This is a genomic window from Streptomyces rishiriensis, assembly GCF_030815485.1.
GTDB classification, from domain to species: domain Bacteria; phylum Actinomycetota; class Actinomycetes; order Streptomycetales; family Streptomycetaceae; genus Streptomyces; species Streptomyces rishiriensis_A.
Genome location: NZ_JAUSWV010000002.1, coordinates 2,239,615 through 2,256,255 on the forward strand (window position 1 = coordinate 2,239,615; position 16,641 = coordinate 2,256,255).

The following is a 16,641-nucleotide window of genomic DNA, read 5'->3' on the forward strand; positions in this document are numbered from 1 at the left end:
CCAACGCGCGCCGGACCGTGGGCATTCCCGGTCCACGCACCTTGATCAGGTGACTCCTGCCTGCTTCTCACGGCGACCGGATGAGGTCCCGGAAGGGTCGGCGGCGCGCGAGGACGGTCACGGAGTGGACGGCGATTCCGGTCACGGAGTGGACGCCGATTCCGGTCACGGAGTGGACGGCGATTCCGGTCACGGAGTGGACGGCGATTTCCGTTTCCGGGCAGCACCGAGGGCCCGCACCTCGAAAGGTGCGGGCCCTCGACGACAAGCTGCTAGACCTCAGCTGGTGGGGGTTCCCCCGTGGGGGGTCTCCCCGCTGGGGGTGTTCAGCTCTGGCCTCCGGCCAGCTTCTCGCGCAGGGCGGCGAGCGCCTCGTCGGAAGCCAGGGCGCCGGACGTGTCGGCACCCTCGGAGGAGTAGGAACCGCCGCCACCGCCACCGCTGGACGCGGCCGGAGCGGCACCCGCCGTGTCGCCACCCTCGGCAGCAGCCTTCTCGTCCGCCTCGCGGGACTTGATGACCTGAGCCTGGTGCTGCTCGAAGCGCGTCTGCGCCTCGGCGTACTGGTTCTCCCAGACCTCACGCTGCGACTCGAAGCCCTCGAGCCAGTCGTTGGTCTCGGGGTCGAAGCCCTCGGGGTAGATGTAGTTGCCCTGGTCGTCGTAGGACGCGGCCATGCCGTACAGGGTCGGGTCGAACTCGACCGAGGCCGGGTCGGCACCGAAGGACTCGTTGGCCTGCTTCAGCGAGAGGCTGATGCGGCGGCGCTCGAGGTCGATGTCGATGACCTTGACGAAGATCTCGTCGTTGACCTGGACGACCTGCTCCGGGATCTCCACGTGGCGCTCGGCCAGCTCGGAGATGTGGACCAGGCCCTCGATGCCCTCGTCGACGCGCACGAACGCACCGAACGGAACGAGCTTCGTGACCTTACCGGGAACAACCTGCCCGATCTGGTGCGTGCGGGCGAACTGCTGCCACGGGTCTTCCTGGGTCGCCTTCAGCGACAGGGAGACACGCTCGCGGTCCATGTCGACGTCGAGGACCTCGACGGTGACTTCCTGGCCGACCTCGACAACCTCGGAGGGGTGGTCGATGTGCTTCCAGGAAAGCTCGGAGACGTGGACGAGTCCGTCGACGCCACCGAGGTCCACGAACGCACCGAAGTTGACGATCGAGGAGACGACGCCGGAGCGAACCTGACCCTTCTGCAGGGTCGTGAGGAACGTCTGGCGGACCTCGGACTGGGTCTGCTCGAGCCAGGCACGGCGGGACAGGACCACGTTGTTGCGGTTCTTGTCCAGCTCGATGATCTTGGCCTCGAGCTCCTTGCCCACGTAAGGCTGGAGGTCGCGGACACGACGCATCTCGACGAGGGACGCCGGGAGGAAGCCACGGAGGCCGATGTCGAGGATGAGACCACCCTTGACGACCTCGATGACGGTACCGGTGACGATCCCGTCTTCTTCCTTGATCTTCTCGATGGTGCCCCAGGCACGCTCGTACTGGGCGCGCTTCTTCGAGAGGATCAGGCGGCCTTCCTTGTCCTCCTTCTGGAGAACGAGGGCCTCGATCTCGTCACCGACGGCGACGACCTCATTGGGGTCGACGTCGTGCTTGATCGAGAGTTCGCGGCTCGGGATAACGCCTTCGGTCTTGTAACCGATGTCGAGCAGGACCTCGTCCCGGTCGACCTTCACGATGACGCCGTCGACGATGTCGCCGTCGTTGAAGTACTTGATCGTCTCGTCGATCGCGGCGAGGAAGGCTTCCTCGTTACCGATGTCGTTGACCGCTACCTGCGGCGTGGTAGAGGTGGTCTCGGTGCTGCTCGTCATGTGGGAAAGGGCTCCGGTACGGACAGTGAGTCGTAGGTACTGCTACGCCGGGAGCCCGTGATCGCTCTGAAGAAGCCGGACAGCTGAGGAAGCGCCTCACCAGGAACTGGTGATGGCACCTCGAGAACCGAGGGGACATCCAACAGATGCGAGCGCAGCCTGCTACGTCTGAGGTGCGCAGGCCCGCAGCGCAACTTGTAGCATACGGGGGCAGCCGGGCGGGGTCAATGCGCGAAGGCGCACACCCGGGGCAGATCGCCGCATACCCGGCACACAACCTTTCTCCTGAGGTCACGCAGGCCGCAGGAGGCCTCGCCGGTGGCACCTGGGGTGACACCGCCGGGCGGGTTGCACGGAAGAGTACGACGAGGGAGCCGATCATCCAAGAGCCTGAATCGTCCGAGCCGGGCTTCGAGCCCGAAGCCACCCGGCGTGACGCCGACGTCACCGAGAGCTCCCGGGCCAACCGGGGCTGGTGGGACCGCAACGCGGACGAATACCAGACCGAGCACGGCACCTTCCTCGGCGACGACCGCTTCGTGTGGGGTCCCGAGGGTGTGGACGAGGTGGAGGCGGAGCTGCTCGGCCCGCCGGAGGAGCTGAAGGGCAAGTCGGTCCTGGAGATCGGCGCCGGCGCGGCGCAGTGCGCGCGCTGGCTGACCGCGCAGGGCGCGCGTCCGGTCGCCCTGGACCTCTCGCACCGCCAGCTCCAGCACGCGCTGCGCATCGGTGGCTCGTTCCCGCTGGTGTGCGCCGACGCGGGCGCGCTGCCCTTCGCGGACGCCTCCTTCGACCTGGCCTGCTCGGCGTACGGGGCGCTGCCCTTCGTGGCCGACCCGGTGCTGGTCCTGAAGGAGGTGCGGCGGGTCCTGCGGCCCGGGGGCCGTTTCGTGTTCTCGGTGACCCACCCGATCCGCTGGGCGTTCCCGGACGAGCCGGGCCCGGAGGGGCTGACCGTGTCCTCGTCCTACTTCGACCGCACTCCCTATGTCGAGCAGGACGACCAGGGCAGCGCGGTGTACGTGGAGCACCACAGGACGCTGGGCGACCGGGTGCGCGACATCGTGGCGGGCGGCTTCCGGCTGGTGGACCTGGTCGAGCCGGAGTGGCCGGCCTGGAACTCCTCGGAGTGGGGCGGCTGGTCCCCGCTGCGCGGGAACCTGATTCCGGGGACGGCCGTCTTCGTCTGCGAGCGGGACTAGCCGGTCGCGTTCCCGCTCGCTCCGTCCTCGGCCCGTCCGTCCGTCTCCGTTCCTTTCCTTCCTTTCCTCGGCACGCGCACGCGCGCGTGTAGGGCGTTTCGGGTGGCCCGCGTACGCGCGTGTTCGGCGTTTCGGGGGCGTACGACACTGGAGGCGTGATCCTCCGTGACGAAGCCCTGGACGCGCTGCCCGTGCGGGCCGCCCTGCCCGCCCTGAACGACGCCCTGGACGGGCACGGCACGGCCGTCCTCGCCGCGCCGCCCGGTACGGGCAAGACGACGCTGGTGCCGCTCGCCCTGGCCGGGCTGCTGGGCGAGGGGCCGGCCCGGCGGGTGCTGGTGGCCGAGCCGCGCCGGATCGCGGCGCGGGCGGCGGCCCGGCGGATGGCGTGGCTGCTGGGTGAGCGGCCCGGGGAGAGCGTGGGCCACACCGTGCGCGGGGAGCGGGTCGTCGGGCGGCACACGCGCGTGGAGGTCGTCACGACCGGTGTGCTGCTCCAGCGTCTCCAGCGCGACCAGGAGCTGACGGGCGTCGACGTGGTGGTGCTCGACGAGTGCCACGAGCGGCACCTCGACGCGGACACCTCGGCGGCCTTCCTGTGGGACGTGCGCGAGACGCTGCGGCCCGAGCTGCGTCTGGTGGCGGCCTCGGCGACGACGGACACGGCCGGCTGGGCGCGGTTGCTGGGCGGAGCGCCGGTGGTGGAGGCCCATGGTTCCCTCTTCGGCGTCGAGGTGGTCTGGGCGCCGTCGGCCCGTCCGGTGCGGCCGCCGCACGGTATGCGGGTGGACCCCGCGCTGTTGGCGCACGTCGCGTCGGTGGTGCGGCGGGCGCTGGCGGAGCGTTCGGGGGACGTGCTGTGCTTCCTGCCGGGTGTCGGGGAGATCGCGCGGGTCGCGGGGCTCCTCGGGGCGCCGGCCGGGGTGGACGTGCTCCAGGTGCACGGCCGGGCGCCGGCGGCGGTGCAGGACGCGGTGCTGGCTCCCGGGGTGCGGCGCCGGGTGGTCCTGGCGACCTCCGTGGCGGAGTCCTCGCTGACGGTGCCCGGGGTGCGGGTGGTCGTCGACTCGGGGCTGGCGCGCGAGCCGCGGGTGGACCACGCGCGGGGGCTGAGCGCGCTCGCGACCGTGCGTGCCTCGCAGGCGGCGGGCCGGCAGCGGGCGGGCCGGGCCGGGCGGGAGGGGCCGGGTGTGGTCTACCGCTGCTGGGAGGAGGCGGAGGACGCCCGTCTGCCGTCGTTCCCGGCTCCGGAGATCCGGGTGGCCGACCTGACGGCGTTCGCCCTTCAGGCGGCGTGCTGGGGGGATCCTGACGCTTCCGGACTGGCGTTGCTGGATCCGCCGCCGGATGGGGCGATGGCGGCGGCCCGGTCCTTGCTGACGGCGATCGGGGCGGTGGACTCCGCGGGCCGGGCCACCGCGCGGGGGGTGCGGCTGGCCCGGCTGGGCCTGCACCCCCGGTTGGGCCGGGCCCTGCTGGACGGGGCCGCGTCGGTGGGGGTGGAGCGGGCCGCCGAGGTGGTGGCGCTGCTGAGCGAGGAGGCTCCGCGGGAGTACGGCGACGATCTGGCCGCCGCTCTGCGGTCCGCCCGGCGCGGGGGTGACGCCTACGGTGCGCGGTGGCGGGCCGAGGTGCGCCGGCTGCGGGCCGTCGTCGAAGACCGGACACCGACCGGGCCCGCCGCCGCGAGAGCGGACGGCGGCGGATCCAGGGTCGGTGCGGGTGCGGGTGCGGCTCCGGGTGCCGGTCCGGGGCCGGGTGTCGGTGCGGCGGCGGCTGCGGGTGCGGGTGCCGGTCCGGGTGCCGGTCTCGGCGCGAAGGCCGGTCCGGGTGTCGGTACGGGGACCGGTGCGGGTGTCGGGGTCGGTGCGCGGGCGGGGGCCGATGCCGGTGCGGACGTCCTTGCCGGGTTTGTCGTCGCTCTCGCCTTCCCGGAGCGGCTGGCCAGGGCCGACGGCGGCTCCTACCTCATGGTCTCCGGCACCCGGGCCGAGGTCCGCGAGGGCACCGATCTGCGTGGGGCGTCCTGGCTCGCCGTCGCCGTCGCCGACCGGCCGGTGGGGAGGGGGCACGCGCGCGTGCAGCTGGCGGCAGTCGTGGACGAGGAGGTCGCGCGGTTCGCGGCGGGCGCGCTGCTCGACGAGCGGGACGAGGTCCACTGGGCCGACGGGGATGTCGTGGCACTGCGGGTGGAGCGGCTGGGGGCCGTGGAGCTGGCGGTGCGTCCGCTCCGGGACGCCGACGCGGGGCTCGTACGCGGTGCGCTGGTCGAGGGGTTGGAGAAGGACGGGCTGGGGTTGCTGCGGTGGTCGTCCGAGGCGGGCGCCCTGCGGCAGCGGCTGGCGTTCCTGCGGTGGCACCTCGGGGACCCGTGGCCCGACGTCTGCGAGGCTTCGCTGCACGCGCGCGTGGACGAGTGGCTGGAGCCCGAGCTGAGCCGGGCCCGGCGGCGGAGCGATCTCGGGCGGATCGACGCCGGGGCCGCGCTGGGCCGGTTGCTGCCCTGGGCTTCCGGTGAGGCGGCCCGGCTGGAGGAGCTGGCGCCGGAGCGGATCACCGTGCCGAGCGGGTCCAGGATCCGGATCGACTATGCCGACCCGGAGCGGCCGGTCCTGGCGGTGAAGCTGCAGGAGATGTTCGGGCTCCAGGAGTCGCCGCGGGTCGCCGGGGTGCCGTTGCTGGTGCATCTGCTGTCGCCCGCCGGGCGGCCCGCGGCCGTCACCGCCGACCTCGCCTCCTTCTGGAGGGACGGCTACAAGGGGGTTCGGGCGGAGTTGCGCGGCCGGTACCCGAAGCATCCCTGGCCCGAGGATCCGGCAGGGGCCGAGCCGACCCGGTTCACCAACGCGCGGCTCAGGCGGTGACCGGCTGCGCAGCGGCGGGGTCGGCGGCGGGTCCGTCCGGGCGGCGGGTGCGGGCCTCCAGGTAGAGGGAGAGGCCCATCAGGAGGGCGCCGAGCAGGAGGAGACCCCAGGGTAGGTAGGCGGTCAGCAGCAGGACCAGGGTGCGGTTGGACTTGATCACGGACACCGTGTGCTCGATGTAGTCCTCGCGCATCTTCACGTGCCCGGCGAAGGCGGTGACCTTCGCTCGGCCGCCGAGCAGGGTTCCGCCGCGGAGTTCCTCCTGGTGGATCTCCTCGCCGTAGACGGGCGCGCCGGTGACGGGTTCGACCCAGAACTTGCGGACCGTGGTGTACCAGCGGGTGGTGCCGGTCGCGGCGACGGTCTCCGGGGTGATGCCCTCGACCGGCATCGTCCTGGGCATGGCGACCTTGGTCCAGGGGACGGTCTGCTCGAAGTAGTAGACCTCGAGGCCGCGGAAGGTCTGGGTGCCCTTGTAGTGGATGGGGGCCGTGGTGCGGGTCTGCGCGTCGAAGTACTCGTAGTCCCGCTTCTCCGTCAGGAAGGGCCACTTGAACTCGATGCCCTCCCGGCGCACCGGGTCACCGTCGACCGCTTCGCCGGTGGCGTGGACGGGTTCCTGGGTGTGGGCGTCGAAGATGTACCGCTCGGGGACCTTGGAGACCATCTTGCCGTCGGGCCCCTGCACGTACGACAGGCCGTCCCAGACGACGACGTCCCGGCCGGCGGTCTTCTCGATCTTCTCGGAGGCCTCCACGTCGCCCTTGAGGGTCTGCACGATGGTGATCTCGGGGACCGTGCGGGCGGTCATGGTGCCGTAGTCGAGGAGGGTGGCGTTCTTCGCCTCCAGGACCATGGTCTGGTACTCGTCGGCCGGGATCTTGGCCAGCCGCGGGAAGGCGTACCAGCGCAGCAGCGGGGACAGTGCCGCGCAGAACACGGCGAGGGCGAGCAGGATCAGGCTTGCCTTGCGGCGCATGTCGGCCTCCCTCCGGGGCGGTTACGGGTGTGCGGGCACCGTCGTCAGCAGGGGCTTCGGGGAGGTCTTGCCGGCCGGTGAGCCGATCGCGGTCAGCGTGAGGACCAGGGCGAGCGCGACGGCGAGTCCGGTCGCGGCGGCGATCAGGGCACGCATACGGGCCTCCCGGAGCTGACGAGACGTCAGGTCGGGCACGGTAGCAACGCGCGGGCGAGATGAGAACACGTCGCACACGACGGCGGCGCCCCGGTGGAGGGGGCGCCGCCGTCGTCGTTGTCCGGCAGAGCGGTCCGAGCAGGGTCCGCCGAGGGGTTACGAGCCGGTGGTCGTCGACGCCGACTCGCTGGGCGTCGGCTCCGACGCGCCGGGCGTCGGGCTCGGCGTCGAGGTCGCGGCGGCCGTGACGGTGAGCTCGACCGTCAGGGTCGCTCCGCCCGTGGTCGTGATGCGGAGCAGATAGGCGCCGGCGGTGTCGTCGGCGTACAGCGTGGGCAGGGCCAGGAGGCCGTTCGCGTCGGTCTGGAGGTCCAGCGTGCGGACGGGGTTGCCGGCGGCGTCCTTGAAGTAGGGGCCCTTGTCGTTCGCGGTGGGGTCGTCCGCCGACTTGATCAGGGTGGCGGTGGCCGCGACCTTGTCCGCGACGGCGCCCTTGTAGGTCGCCTTCACTTCGACCCGGTCGGCGAACTCGCCGCCGGCGGTGCAGGTCAGCGCGGTGCCGCCGGTGCGGGCGAGGGTGTCGGCGGCGCGGGCGGTGACGGTGGCCCTGTAGTCGAGGGCGGAGAGTGTGCGGCCGAGGATCGTGGCGCGGACGGTGAAGCCGCCGGTCTTCTCGCCCGCTACGAGGGCGGGTGCGAGGGCGACGCCCTTGGCGTCGGTGGAGATCGTGGCGACGCTCTCGCCGCCCCTGAAGGTGGCGTCGGTGTCGCCGACGATGGTGAAGCGGATCCGGACCCCGGCGACGGCCTTGCCGGCCGCCGTCTCGGCGCGGGTGCCGATGCGTTCGGTGAACGCGTCGCCCGCCATGGCGGTGAGGGTCGCCGTGCCCGCGTCCTCGAGACGGCCGACCGTCTCGGTGGGCGTCGGCGTCGGGGTGGGGGTGCTGGGCGTCGACGGGGTGCTGGGCGTGCCGGGTGTCGACGGCGTGCTGGGCTTGCTGGGCGTCGACGGGGTCGTCGGAGTCGGAGTCGACGGGGTCGAGGGCCAGGTGGGCGTGGAGCCGGTGCCGTCGTCGCTGCGGTTGTCCGGCACGGTGCCGGTGCCGTTGGGGATCTCGTGCGTGCCCTTGCGGTAGTACTCGAGCCACGACAGGACGGTGTTCAGGTAGTCCGTCGAGTTGTTGTAGCTGAGGATCGCGCTGCGCATTCCGGACGTGGCCGACATGTCCCAGTCGTAACGGCACAGGTAGTGGCCGGCGGCGAGCGCGGCGTCGTAGATGTTGTTGGGGTCCTTCTTGCCGTCGGCGTTGCCGTCGCGGCCCGCCCACGCCCAGGTGGACGGGATGAACTGCATGGGGCCCACGGCGCGGTCGTAGGTGCTGTCGCCGTCGTACGCGCCGTTGTCGGTGTCGCTGATGTTCGCGAAGCCGACGCCGTTGAGGACCGGGCCGAGGATCGGCGAGATGGTGGTGCCGTCGGCGCTCACGTTGCCGCCGCGGGCCTGACCCGACTCGACCTTGCCGATGGCCGCGAGGAGTTGCCAGGGCAGGTTGCAGCCGGGCTTGGACTGCGCCAGCTCCGCCTCGGCCTTCTTGTAGGCGTCCAGGACCGTCGCCGGGATGCCCGCCTCCGCTGTGCCGGTGGCGGCCGGGGTGGTGGAGGAGCTCTCGCTCGGCGCGGGGTTCGGGCTTTTCAGCGGCGGCAGGTCCGTGTAGTACGGCGAGTTGCCGGTGGCGCTGTCACCGATGCCGCTGCCGGTCTCGGCGGACGACGGGGTGTCGGCGGCGGTCTGTCTGCCGTGGCCGTCGGCCGTGACGTCCGGTGCCTGGGACGCGGCCAGAGCCGCTACCGCCAGTGCGGCCACGGTCGTGTTGACCGCTCCCTTGCGCAGCCTCGTGCCGAAATGCGCCGACATGAGTGAATTCCTCCCGTGGACGCGGTACGCCCGTCTCTTCGCCTGCACCCTGCCGTCGCGGCTGTTGCCCCTGTTGTGGCCGTTGCCGCTCTTGCCGCCGTCACCGGTGTGACGATCAACCCGCCCCGAGGGTTGCGCTCGTGGGCGGTTTGCCTTGCTCTGCTCTTCTGTTCGACGCGCCTTCGGGTACGCCGACCCAGGCGACCCTACGACAACTTCTTTTGCACCGGCACCCGTTCGGGTGCCGTTTTCACCAGCCGCTCACGTGCCGTCGGCCGGGAACCGTGCCCCGCGTACTGGACGTCGTAGATCACCGGGCCGGTCGGCCCGTCAACGTCCGCCTTGAGGAGCACCGTTGCCGTTCACGCTGAGTCACGCGGCGGCCGTGCTGCCCGCCGTACGCGCCGACGGCACCTGCCGCGGGTCCCTCGTCCCGGGTGCACTCGTGGCGGGCTCGTTCGCTCCCGACATGACCTACTACGCGGCGAGTGTCCTGTCCGGGGCCATGGAGTTCGGCCATGTCACCCATTCCCTCCCCGGTGTGTTCACGGTGGACGTGCTCGTCGCCTGGGCGCTGGTGGGGCTCTGGCTGCTGGTGCGCGAGCCGCTGGTGGCGCTGCTGCCGCGGTCCCGGCAGGGCCGGACGGCCACGCTGACCCGCTGCGGGGCGCCACGCGCGCGTGTGCGGCCTTCCACCGCCCTGTGGTGGTACGTCTCCGCGGCGTTCGGTGCGCTGACCCATGTGGTGTGGGACGCGTTCACGCACCTCGACCGCTGGGGCATGCGGCTGTTCCCCGTCCTCGGCGAGGACCTCGCCGGCTCACCTCTGTACTGGTACCTCCAGTACGGGGGTTCGGCCCTGTCCGCGGTCGCGATCGCCGCGTTCGTGACGTACGCGCTGCGCCGGGCGCCGGAAACCGAGCCGGTGGGGGTCGCGGTGCTGTCGGCGCGGGACCGGTGGTGGGCGGCCGCCCTGATCGGCGGGTGCGCGCTGGTCGCGGCGGTACGGCGGGCGACACGGTGGTGGGAGTACTGGGGGGCGCGCGAGGCGAAGCCCTGGGAGCTCATTCCGACGCTGTGCTTCGGGGCGGGCGCGGGGCTGGCGCTGGGGGTGCTGCTGTACGCGGTCGGCGTACGGCTGTGGCGCCCGGTCCGGCCGGTCCGGCCGGCTGATCCGGCCGTCCGGGATGCCTGCGCCGGACGGCCGGAACCGGGCGGGGACAGCGACGCGGACGCGGACAGGCACGCGGACGGGGACGCGGCCGGGGTCAGTGAGCGGAGGAGTCGCCCGGGCGTTCGCTGAGCGGGGTCGCCGTCACGACGACGAGGGGGACGCGCCGGACGGTACGGGGTCCGCGGAGCCGGCCGAGGACGCCGAGGGCCACGGCCAGATGACCGCGTACCGCCTCGGCCCACAGGTGCCGCCGGTTGTCCTCCCGCGGCACGGGCCCGGCGAGGAACCGGGTCACGATCCGGGGCAGGAACCGGCTCACGGCCCGGGGCAGGAACCGGACGGGAACCGGACGGCGCAGCCGTGCGGCGGCCGACCGCAGCGCCGTGCCGGGGGTCCACGGGATGCGGGGAGCGGCGGCGCCGGGCGCGAGGGCGAGGTGCCGCCGCTTGCGGGAAGCCGCCCCGGGCCCGGACCGCGGATCGGCGGCCGCCGTGGCGTGAACGCGTGCGTGGGCCTTCCGGCGGTGGAGCATGCGTATACCCATGGCGGCATCCTGGCGGCCCGGAGCCGGAGGGGGCCTGTTCTCGGGGGCCACGCGGGTGAGGGCCCTTCGGGGGAAGTACTGGCAGTGACCGGGGTTCCCGTGACGGAACCGGCCCCCACCGCGCCGGCTGCCCCGGGGCACGCGAAGGGGCCCTGCCGTTGCCGGCAGAGCCCCTTACAGCCGTGGTCGGAGCGGCCTGCCGCTCCCCCGCCGAAGGCTAGTGCGCCGCCGACTCCCAGTCCGCGCCCGCACCGACCGACACGTCCAGCGGGGCCCTCAGCCGGACGGCGTGGACCATCTCACGGCGGAGCAGCTCCTCGACCGCGGCCCGCTCGCCGGGGGCGATCTCCAGGACGATTTCGTCGTGGACCTGGAGCAGCATGCGGGACTCGAGGTCCGCCGCGCGCAGAGCCGCGTCCACCTTGAGCATGGCGATCTTGACGATGTCCGCCGCCGTGCCCTGGATCGGCGCGTTCAGGGCCATGCGCTCGGCCGCCTCACGGCGCTGACGGTTGTCGCTGTTGAGGTCGGGCAGATAGCGGCGGCGGCCGAAGAGCGTCGCCGTGTAGCCGGTCGCCCGTGCCTCGTCGACCGCGCGGCGCAGGTAGTCCCGGACGCCGCCGAAGCGCTCGAAGTAGGCGTCCATCAGGCCGCGCGCCTCGCCCGCGTCGATGTTCAGCTGCTGGGACAGGCCGAACGCCGACAGGCCGTACGCGAGCCCGTAGGACATCGCCTTGATCTTGCGCCGCATCTCCGCGTCCACCGCGCCGGGCTCGACGCCGAACACCTGGGAGGCGGCCGTGGTGTGCAGGTCCTCGCCGGAGGTGAACGCCTCGATGAGACCCGCGTCCTCCGACAGATGGGCCATCACCCGCAGCTCGATCTGGCTGTAGTCGGCGGTCATCAGGGACTCGAAGCCCTCGCCGACGACGAAGCCGCGGCGGATCGCCCGGCCCTCGTCGGTGCGGACGGGGATGTTCTGCAGGTTCGGGTCCGTGGACGACAGCCGGCCGGTCGCGGCGACCGTCTGGTTGTACGTGGTGTGGATGCGGCCGTCCGCGGCGATCGTCTTGATCAGGCCCTCGACGGTGACCCGCAGCTTCGCCTGTTCGCGGTGGCGGAGCATGACGACCGGCAGCTCGTTGTCCGTCTGGCCGGCGAGCCAGGCCAGGGCGTCGGCGTCGGTGGTGTAGCCGGTCTTGGTCTTCTTCGTCTTCGGCAGACCCAGCTCGCCGAAGAGGACCTCCTGGAGCTGCTTGGGCGAGCCCAGGTTGAACTCGTGACCGGCGGCCGCGTGGGCCTCCTTCACGGCCTGCTGGACGGCGCCCGCGAACATCTGCTCCATGGCCTCCAGGTGGGCGCGGTCGGCGGCGATGCCGTGCCGCTCCAGGCGGGCCAGGAGGGCGGAGGTCGGCAGCTCCATGTCGCGCAGCAGGTCGGCCGCGCCGACCTCCTCCAGCCGGCCGCGGAACGCCTCACCGAGGTCGACGATCGTGCGGGCCTGCACCATCAGGGCCTCGGCCTCGGCGCGGTCGTCCGCGCCGAAGGCGAGCTGGCCGTCGGCCGCGGCGGCGGGGGCCAGCTCACGGCCCAGGTACTCCAGGGACAGCGCGTCCAGGTCGAAGGAGCGGCGGCCCGGCTTGACCAGGTACGCGGCGAGGGCCGTGTCCATCCCGACACCGGCGACGGACCAGCCGTGCTCGGCGAAGACACGCATGACGCCCTTGGCGTTGTGCAGGACCTTGGGGCGGTCCTCGGCGGCGATCCAGGCCGCCCAGGCGTTCTCGTCGGCCTCGTCCAGCTCCGCCGGGTCGAACCAGGCGGCCGCTCCCGCGGCTGCGGCGAGTGCGATCTCGGCGACCGAGCCGGCGCCCAGCGCCCAGGCGTCGACGGTGGCGACACCCAGGGTGTCGGTGCCGTGCTCCGCGAGCCAGCCGGCCAGCTCACCGGTGCCCAGCACCGTGCCGTCCAGTTCCACACCGCCGGTGATCACCGGCGTCGCCTCGGCTTCCTCGCCGCCCGGGTCGACGGCGAACAGCCGCTCCCGCAGGGACGGGTTCCTGATCTCCAGGGTGTCCAGGATCACCGCGACGGCCGTGCGGTCGTACGCGGAGCGCTCCAGGTCGACGACCGTCCTCGGCAGCTCGACGGTACGGACCATCTCGGTGAGGCGGCGGTTGAGCTTGACGGCCTCCAGGTGGTCGCGCAGGTTCTGCCCGGCCTTGCCCTTGACCTCCTCGACCCGCTCGACGAGCTCCGCGAACGAACCGAACTGGTTGATCCACTTCGCGGCCGTCTTCTCACCGACCCCGGGGATGCCCGGCAGGTTGTCGGACGGGTCGCCGCGCAGCGCCGCGAAGTCGGGGTACTGGGCGGGCGTCAACCCGTACTTCTCGACGACCTTCTCGGGGGTGAACCGGGTCAGCTCCGAGACGCCCTTCGTCGGGTACAGCACCGTGGTGTGCTCGGACACCAGCTGGAAGGAGTCGCGGTCGCCGGTGACGATCAGGACCTCGAAGCCCTCGGCCTCGGCCTGGGTGGCGAGCGTGGCGATGACGTCGTCCGCCTCGAAGCCGTCCACCGCGAACCGGGACACGTGCATCGCGTCGAGCAGTTCGCCGATCAGTTCGACCTGGCCCTTGAACTCGTCCGGCGTCTTGGAGCGGTTCGCCTTGTACTCGGTGAACTCCTCGGAACGCCAGGTCTTGCGGGACACGTCGAACGCGACCGCGAAGTGCGTGGGCGCCTCGTCACGCAGGGTGTTGGCCAGCATCGACGCGAAACCGTAGATCGCGTTCGTCGGCTGGCCCGTCGCGGTGGTGAAGTTCTCCGCGGGCAGCGCGAAGAACGCGCGGTAGGCCAGCGAGTGCCCGTCCATGAGCATCAGGCGGGGCCGGCTGCCGGCGGGGGTGTCGGTCTTCTTCGCTGCTGTCTCTGCCACGCCCCCGATCCTGCCACGCCCCACTGACACTCGGTCCCGGCCGGCACGTCCCACCGGGTTCCCCGGGCCGCCCGGCGTCCGCCGCAGGCTTTGGTCCCGTGCGGCGACCGGGCCGCACGGGAACGCTGTCGGCGCCTCGTGCGAGGATCGTGGAGGTGTGTGGCACAGGCGAGCGAAGGAGAGCGCGCGATGGCAACGAAGCCTCCCAAGGCCGATCCGGTCCAGGACGCGCCGCAGGTCGCCGAGCCCAAGCACGTGGCGGCGGGTTTGCCGGCCGTCGGGCACTCATTGCGGATGGCCCGGCAGCAGATGGGTGTGAAGCGCACCGCGCTGACGCTGCTGCGCGTCAACCAGAAGGACGGCTTCGACTGCCCGGGCTGCGCCTGGCCCGAACCCGAGCACCGGCACACCGCCGAGTTCTGCGAGAACGGCGCGAAGGCGGTCGCCGAGGAGGCGACCCTGCGCCGGGTCACCCCCGAGTTCTTCGCCGCGCACCCGGTCGCCGACCTCGCCGGCCGCAGCGGCTACTGGCTCGGCCAGCAGGGCCGCCTCATGCACCCCATGTACCTGCCCGAGGGCGGGGAGCGCTACGAACCGGTGACCTGGGAGCGCGCCTTCGACATCATCGCCGAGGAGACCGCCGCCCTCGCCTCTCCCGACGAGGCCGTCTTCTACACCTCGGGCCGCACCAGCAACGAAGCCGCGTTCCTCTACCAGCTCTTCGCCCGGGAACTCGGCACGAACAACCTGCCGGACTGCTCCAACATGTGCCACGAGTCGTCCGGCTCGGCCCTGTCGGAGACCATCGGCGTCGGCAAGGGCAGCGTCCTGCTCGAGGACCTCTACCAGGCCGACCTGATCATCGTCGCCGGGCAGAACCCGGGCACCAACCACCCACGCATGCTGTCCGCCCTGGAGAAGGCCAAGGCGGGCGGCGCGAAGATCATCAGCGTGAACCCGCTGCCCGAGGCGGGCCTGGAGCGCTTCAAGAATCCGCAGACCCCCAAGGGCCTCACCGCGGGCGCCGCCCTCACCGACCTCTTCCTCCAGATCCGCATCGGCGGCGACCAGGCCCTCTTCCGGCTCCTCAACAAGCTCGTCCTCGACACCGACGGCGCGCTCGACGAGGCGTTCATCGCCGAACACACCCACGGCTTCGAGGAGTTCGCCGACGCGGCCCGTACCGCCGACTGGGACGAGACGCTCACCGCGACCGGCCTCACGCGCGCGGAGATCGAGGAGACCCTGCGCATGGTGCTCGCCTCCGAGCGCACCATCGTCTGCTGGGCCATGGGCCTGACCCAGCACAAGCACTCGGTGCCGACGATCCGCGAGGTCGTCAACTTCCTGCTGCTGCGCGGCAACATCGGCCGTCCCGGCGCGGGCGTGTGCCCGGTGCGAGGGCACTCCAACGTGCAGGGCGACCGCACCATGGGCATCTTCGAGCGGCCCGCGCCGGCCTTCCTGGACGCCCTCGAGAAGGAGTTCGGCTTCGCGCCCCCGCGCGAGCACGGCTTCGACGTCGTCCGCGCCATCCGCGCGCTGCGCGACGGCGAGGCGAAGCTGTTCTTCGCGATGGGCGGCAACTTCGTCTCGGCCTCGCCGGACACCGAGGTCACCGAGGCGGCCATGCGACGCGCCCGGCTGACGGTGCACGTGTCGACCAAGCTCAACCGCTCACACGTCGTGACGGGCGCACGGGCCCTGATCCTGCCGACGCTCGGCCGGACCGAACGCGACCTTCAGGGCGGCGGCGAGCAGTTCGTGACCGTGGAGGACTCCATGGGCATGGTGCACGCCTCGCGCGGCCGCCTGGCGCCGGCGAGCGCGCACCTGCTGTCCGAGCCCGCCATCGTCTGCCGCCTCGCCCGCCGGGTGCTCGGCGAGGACAGCAAGGTCCCGTGGGAGGAGTTCGAGAAGGACTACGCGACGATCCGTGACCGCATCGCGCGCGTGATCCCCGGCTTCGACGACTTCAACGCGCGCGTGGCCCGCCCCGAGGGCTTCACCCTCCCGCACGCCCCGCGCGACGAGCGCCGTTTCCCCACGGCGACCGGCAAGGCCAACTTCACCGCGGCCCCCGTCGAGTACCCCCGGCTGCCCGAGGGCCGGCTGCTCCTTCAGACGCTGCGCTCGCACGACCAGTACAACACCACGATCTACGGCCTCGACGACCGCTACCGGGGCATCAGGAACGGCCGCCGGGTCGTCCTGGTCAACGCCGAGGACGCGCGCGTGCTCGGGCTCGCCGAGGGCTCGTACGTGGACCTGGTGAGCGAATGGCGGGACGGCGTGGAGCGACGGGCGCCCGGCTTCTGGGTCGTGCTCTACCCGACCAGCCGGGGTTGCGCCGCCGCCTACTACCCGGAGACCAACGTCCTGGTCCCGCTGGACGCGACCGCCGACACCAGCAACACCCCGGCCAGCAAGTCCGTAGTCGTCCGTCTGGAACAATCGGCGACCGACTGAGCGTTTGCTTAAGTCACGCTGGACTGTGATCGACGAACGGAGCCGGGCCCCATGGGCGAGCAGCAGCACGTGAAGTTCCCGCAAGAGGTCATCGACGAGTACGCCGCCCTCGGCGTCGACATCCTGGCCCTGTTCTCGGCCGGGCACCTCGGCACCCGCATGGGCGTGGACATCGTCGAGGCGTCCGCGGACCGGGTCGTCGGCACCATGCCGGTCGAGGGCAACACCCAGCCCTACGGCCTGCTGCACGGCGGCGCCTCCGCGGTCCTCGCCGAGACCCTCGGTTCGGTCGGCGCCATGCTGCACGGCGGCAGCACCAAGATCGCCGTCGGTGTCGACCTGAACTGCACCCACCACCGCGGGGTCCGCTCCGGCCTGGTCACCGGCGTGGCCACACCCGTGCACCAGGGCCGCTCCACGGCGACGTATGAGATCGTGATCAGCGACCCGGAGGGCCGGCGCGTGTGCACCGCGCGACTCACCTGTCTGCTGCGGGACGTACGGGCCGGCGACGGCGCGCAGGTGTCCAGCGCGGGCTGACGCCCCGCCGCTCCGGAGAG

The 16,641-nt window shown here is 72.2% G+C and carries 12 protein-coding genes; 5 read left to right on the forward strand and 7 right to left on the reverse strand.

Going from position 1 to position 16,641, the window contains the following annotated elements:
- Positions 1-67: 67 nt before the first annotated feature.
- Together QF030_RS12480 and rpsA are read right to left on the reverse strand one after the other, a co-directional pair.
- On the reverse strand, positions 68-193 hold the full coding sequence (locus QF030_RS12480; RefSeq protein WP_307162729.1) for a hypothetical protein: 126 nt from the start codon (positions 191-193) through the stop codon (positions 68-70).
- Between the two features lie 133 nt (positions 194-326).
- Positions 327-1,838 carry a 30S ribosomal protein S1 gene (rpsA, locus tag QF030_RS12485; protein ID WP_307162730.1) on the reverse strand — a complete coding sequence of 504 codons (1,512 nt, stop codon included), beginning with the start codon at positions 1,836-1,838 and terminating at the stop codon, positions 327-329.
- Between the two features lie 227 nt (positions 1,839-2,065).
- Between rpsA and QF030_RS12490 the strand changes: the two genes are divergently transcribed.
- Together QF030_RS12490 and QF030_RS12495 are read left to right on the forward strand one after the other, a co-directional pair.
- A complete protein-coding gene (locus tag QF030_RS12490) occupies positions 2,066-3,040 on the forward strand; it encodes a class I SAM-dependent methyltransferase (protein ID WP_307162731.1) in 975 nt (324 codons plus the stop codon).
- A gap of 158 nt (positions 3,041-3,198) precedes the next feature.
- Positions 3,199-5,904, forward strand: coding sequence for an ATP-dependent RNA helicase (locus QF030_RS12495; RefSeq protein WP_307167549.1), 2,706 nt, complete (start codon positions 3,199-3,201; stop codon positions 5,902-5,904).
- Here the strand turns inward: QF030_RS12495 and QF030_RS12500 are convergent.
- The 3 genes from QF030_RS12500 to QF030_RS12510 form a co-directional block, all read right to left on the reverse strand.
- The gene (locus QF030_RS12500) at positions 5,894-6,883 is read right to left on the reverse strand and encodes a DUF3068 domain-containing protein (protein WP_307162732.1); all 990 of its coding nucleotides are present in this window, start codon (positions 6,881-6,883) and stop codon (positions 5,894-5,896) included. The two genes, QF030_RS12495 and QF030_RS12500, sit on opposite strands and share 11 nt — an antisense overlap.
- Positions 6,884-6,904: 21 nt before the next feature.
- Complete coding sequence (locus QF030_RS12505) at positions 6,905-7,039, reverse strand: SPW_0924 family protein (protein ID WP_307162733.1); 135 nt, start codon at positions 7,037-7,039, stop codon at positions 6,905-6,907.
- Between the two features lie 156 nt (positions 7,040-7,195).
- Positions 7,196-8,953 carry a lytic transglycosylase domain-containing protein gene (locus QF030_RS12510; protein ID WP_307162734.1) on the reverse strand — a complete coding sequence of 586 codons (1,758 nt, stop codon included), beginning with the start codon at positions 8,951-8,953 and terminating at the stop codon, positions 7,196-7,198.
- Between the two features lie 355 nt (positions 8,954-9,308).
- Here QF030_RS12510 and QF030_RS12515 point away from each other — a divergent pair, with 355 nt between their 5' ends.
- Positions 9,309-10,256, forward strand: coding sequence for a DUF4184 family protein (locus QF030_RS12515; RefSeq protein ID WP_307162735.1), 948 nt, complete (start codon positions 9,309-9,311; stop codon positions 10,254-10,256).
- Here QF030_RS12515 and QF030_RS12520 read toward each other — a convergent pair.
- Both QF030_RS12520 and polA read right to left on the reverse strand, forming a co-directional pair.
- Complete coding sequence (locus QF030_RS12520; protein ID WP_307162736.1) at positions 10,222-10,671, reverse strand: hypothetical protein; 450 nt, start codon at positions 10,669-10,671, stop codon at positions 10,222-10,224. The genes QF030_RS12515 and QF030_RS12520 overlap by 35 nt on opposite strands.
- Positions 10,672-10,888: 217 nt before the next feature.
- The gene (gene polA, locus QF030_RS12525) at positions 10,889-13,612 is read right to left on the reverse strand and encodes a DNA polymerase I (RefSeq protein WP_307162737.1); all 2,724 of its coding nucleotides are present in this window, start codon (positions 13,610-13,612) and stop codon (positions 10,889-10,891) included.
- Between the two features lie 189 nt (positions 13,613-13,801).
- Here polA and QF030_RS12530 point away from each other — a divergent pair, with 189 nt between their 5' ends.
- Both QF030_RS12530 and QF030_RS12535 read left to right on the forward strand, forming a co-directional pair.
- The gene (locus tag QF030_RS12530) at positions 13,802-16,081 is read left to right on the forward strand and encodes an FdhF/YdeP family oxidoreductase (protein WP_307162738.1); all 2,280 of its coding nucleotides are present in this window, start codon (positions 13,802-13,804) and stop codon (positions 16,079-16,081) included.
- Between the two features lie 51 nt (positions 16,082-16,132).
- Positions 16,133-16,621 carry a hotdog fold thioesterase gene (locus QF030_RS12535; protein ID WP_307162739.1) on the forward strand — a complete coding sequence of 163 codons (489 nt, stop codon included), beginning with the start codon at positions 16,133-16,135 and terminating at the stop codon, positions 16,619-16,621.
- The last annotated feature ends 20 nt before the right edge of the window (positions 16,622-16,641 follow it).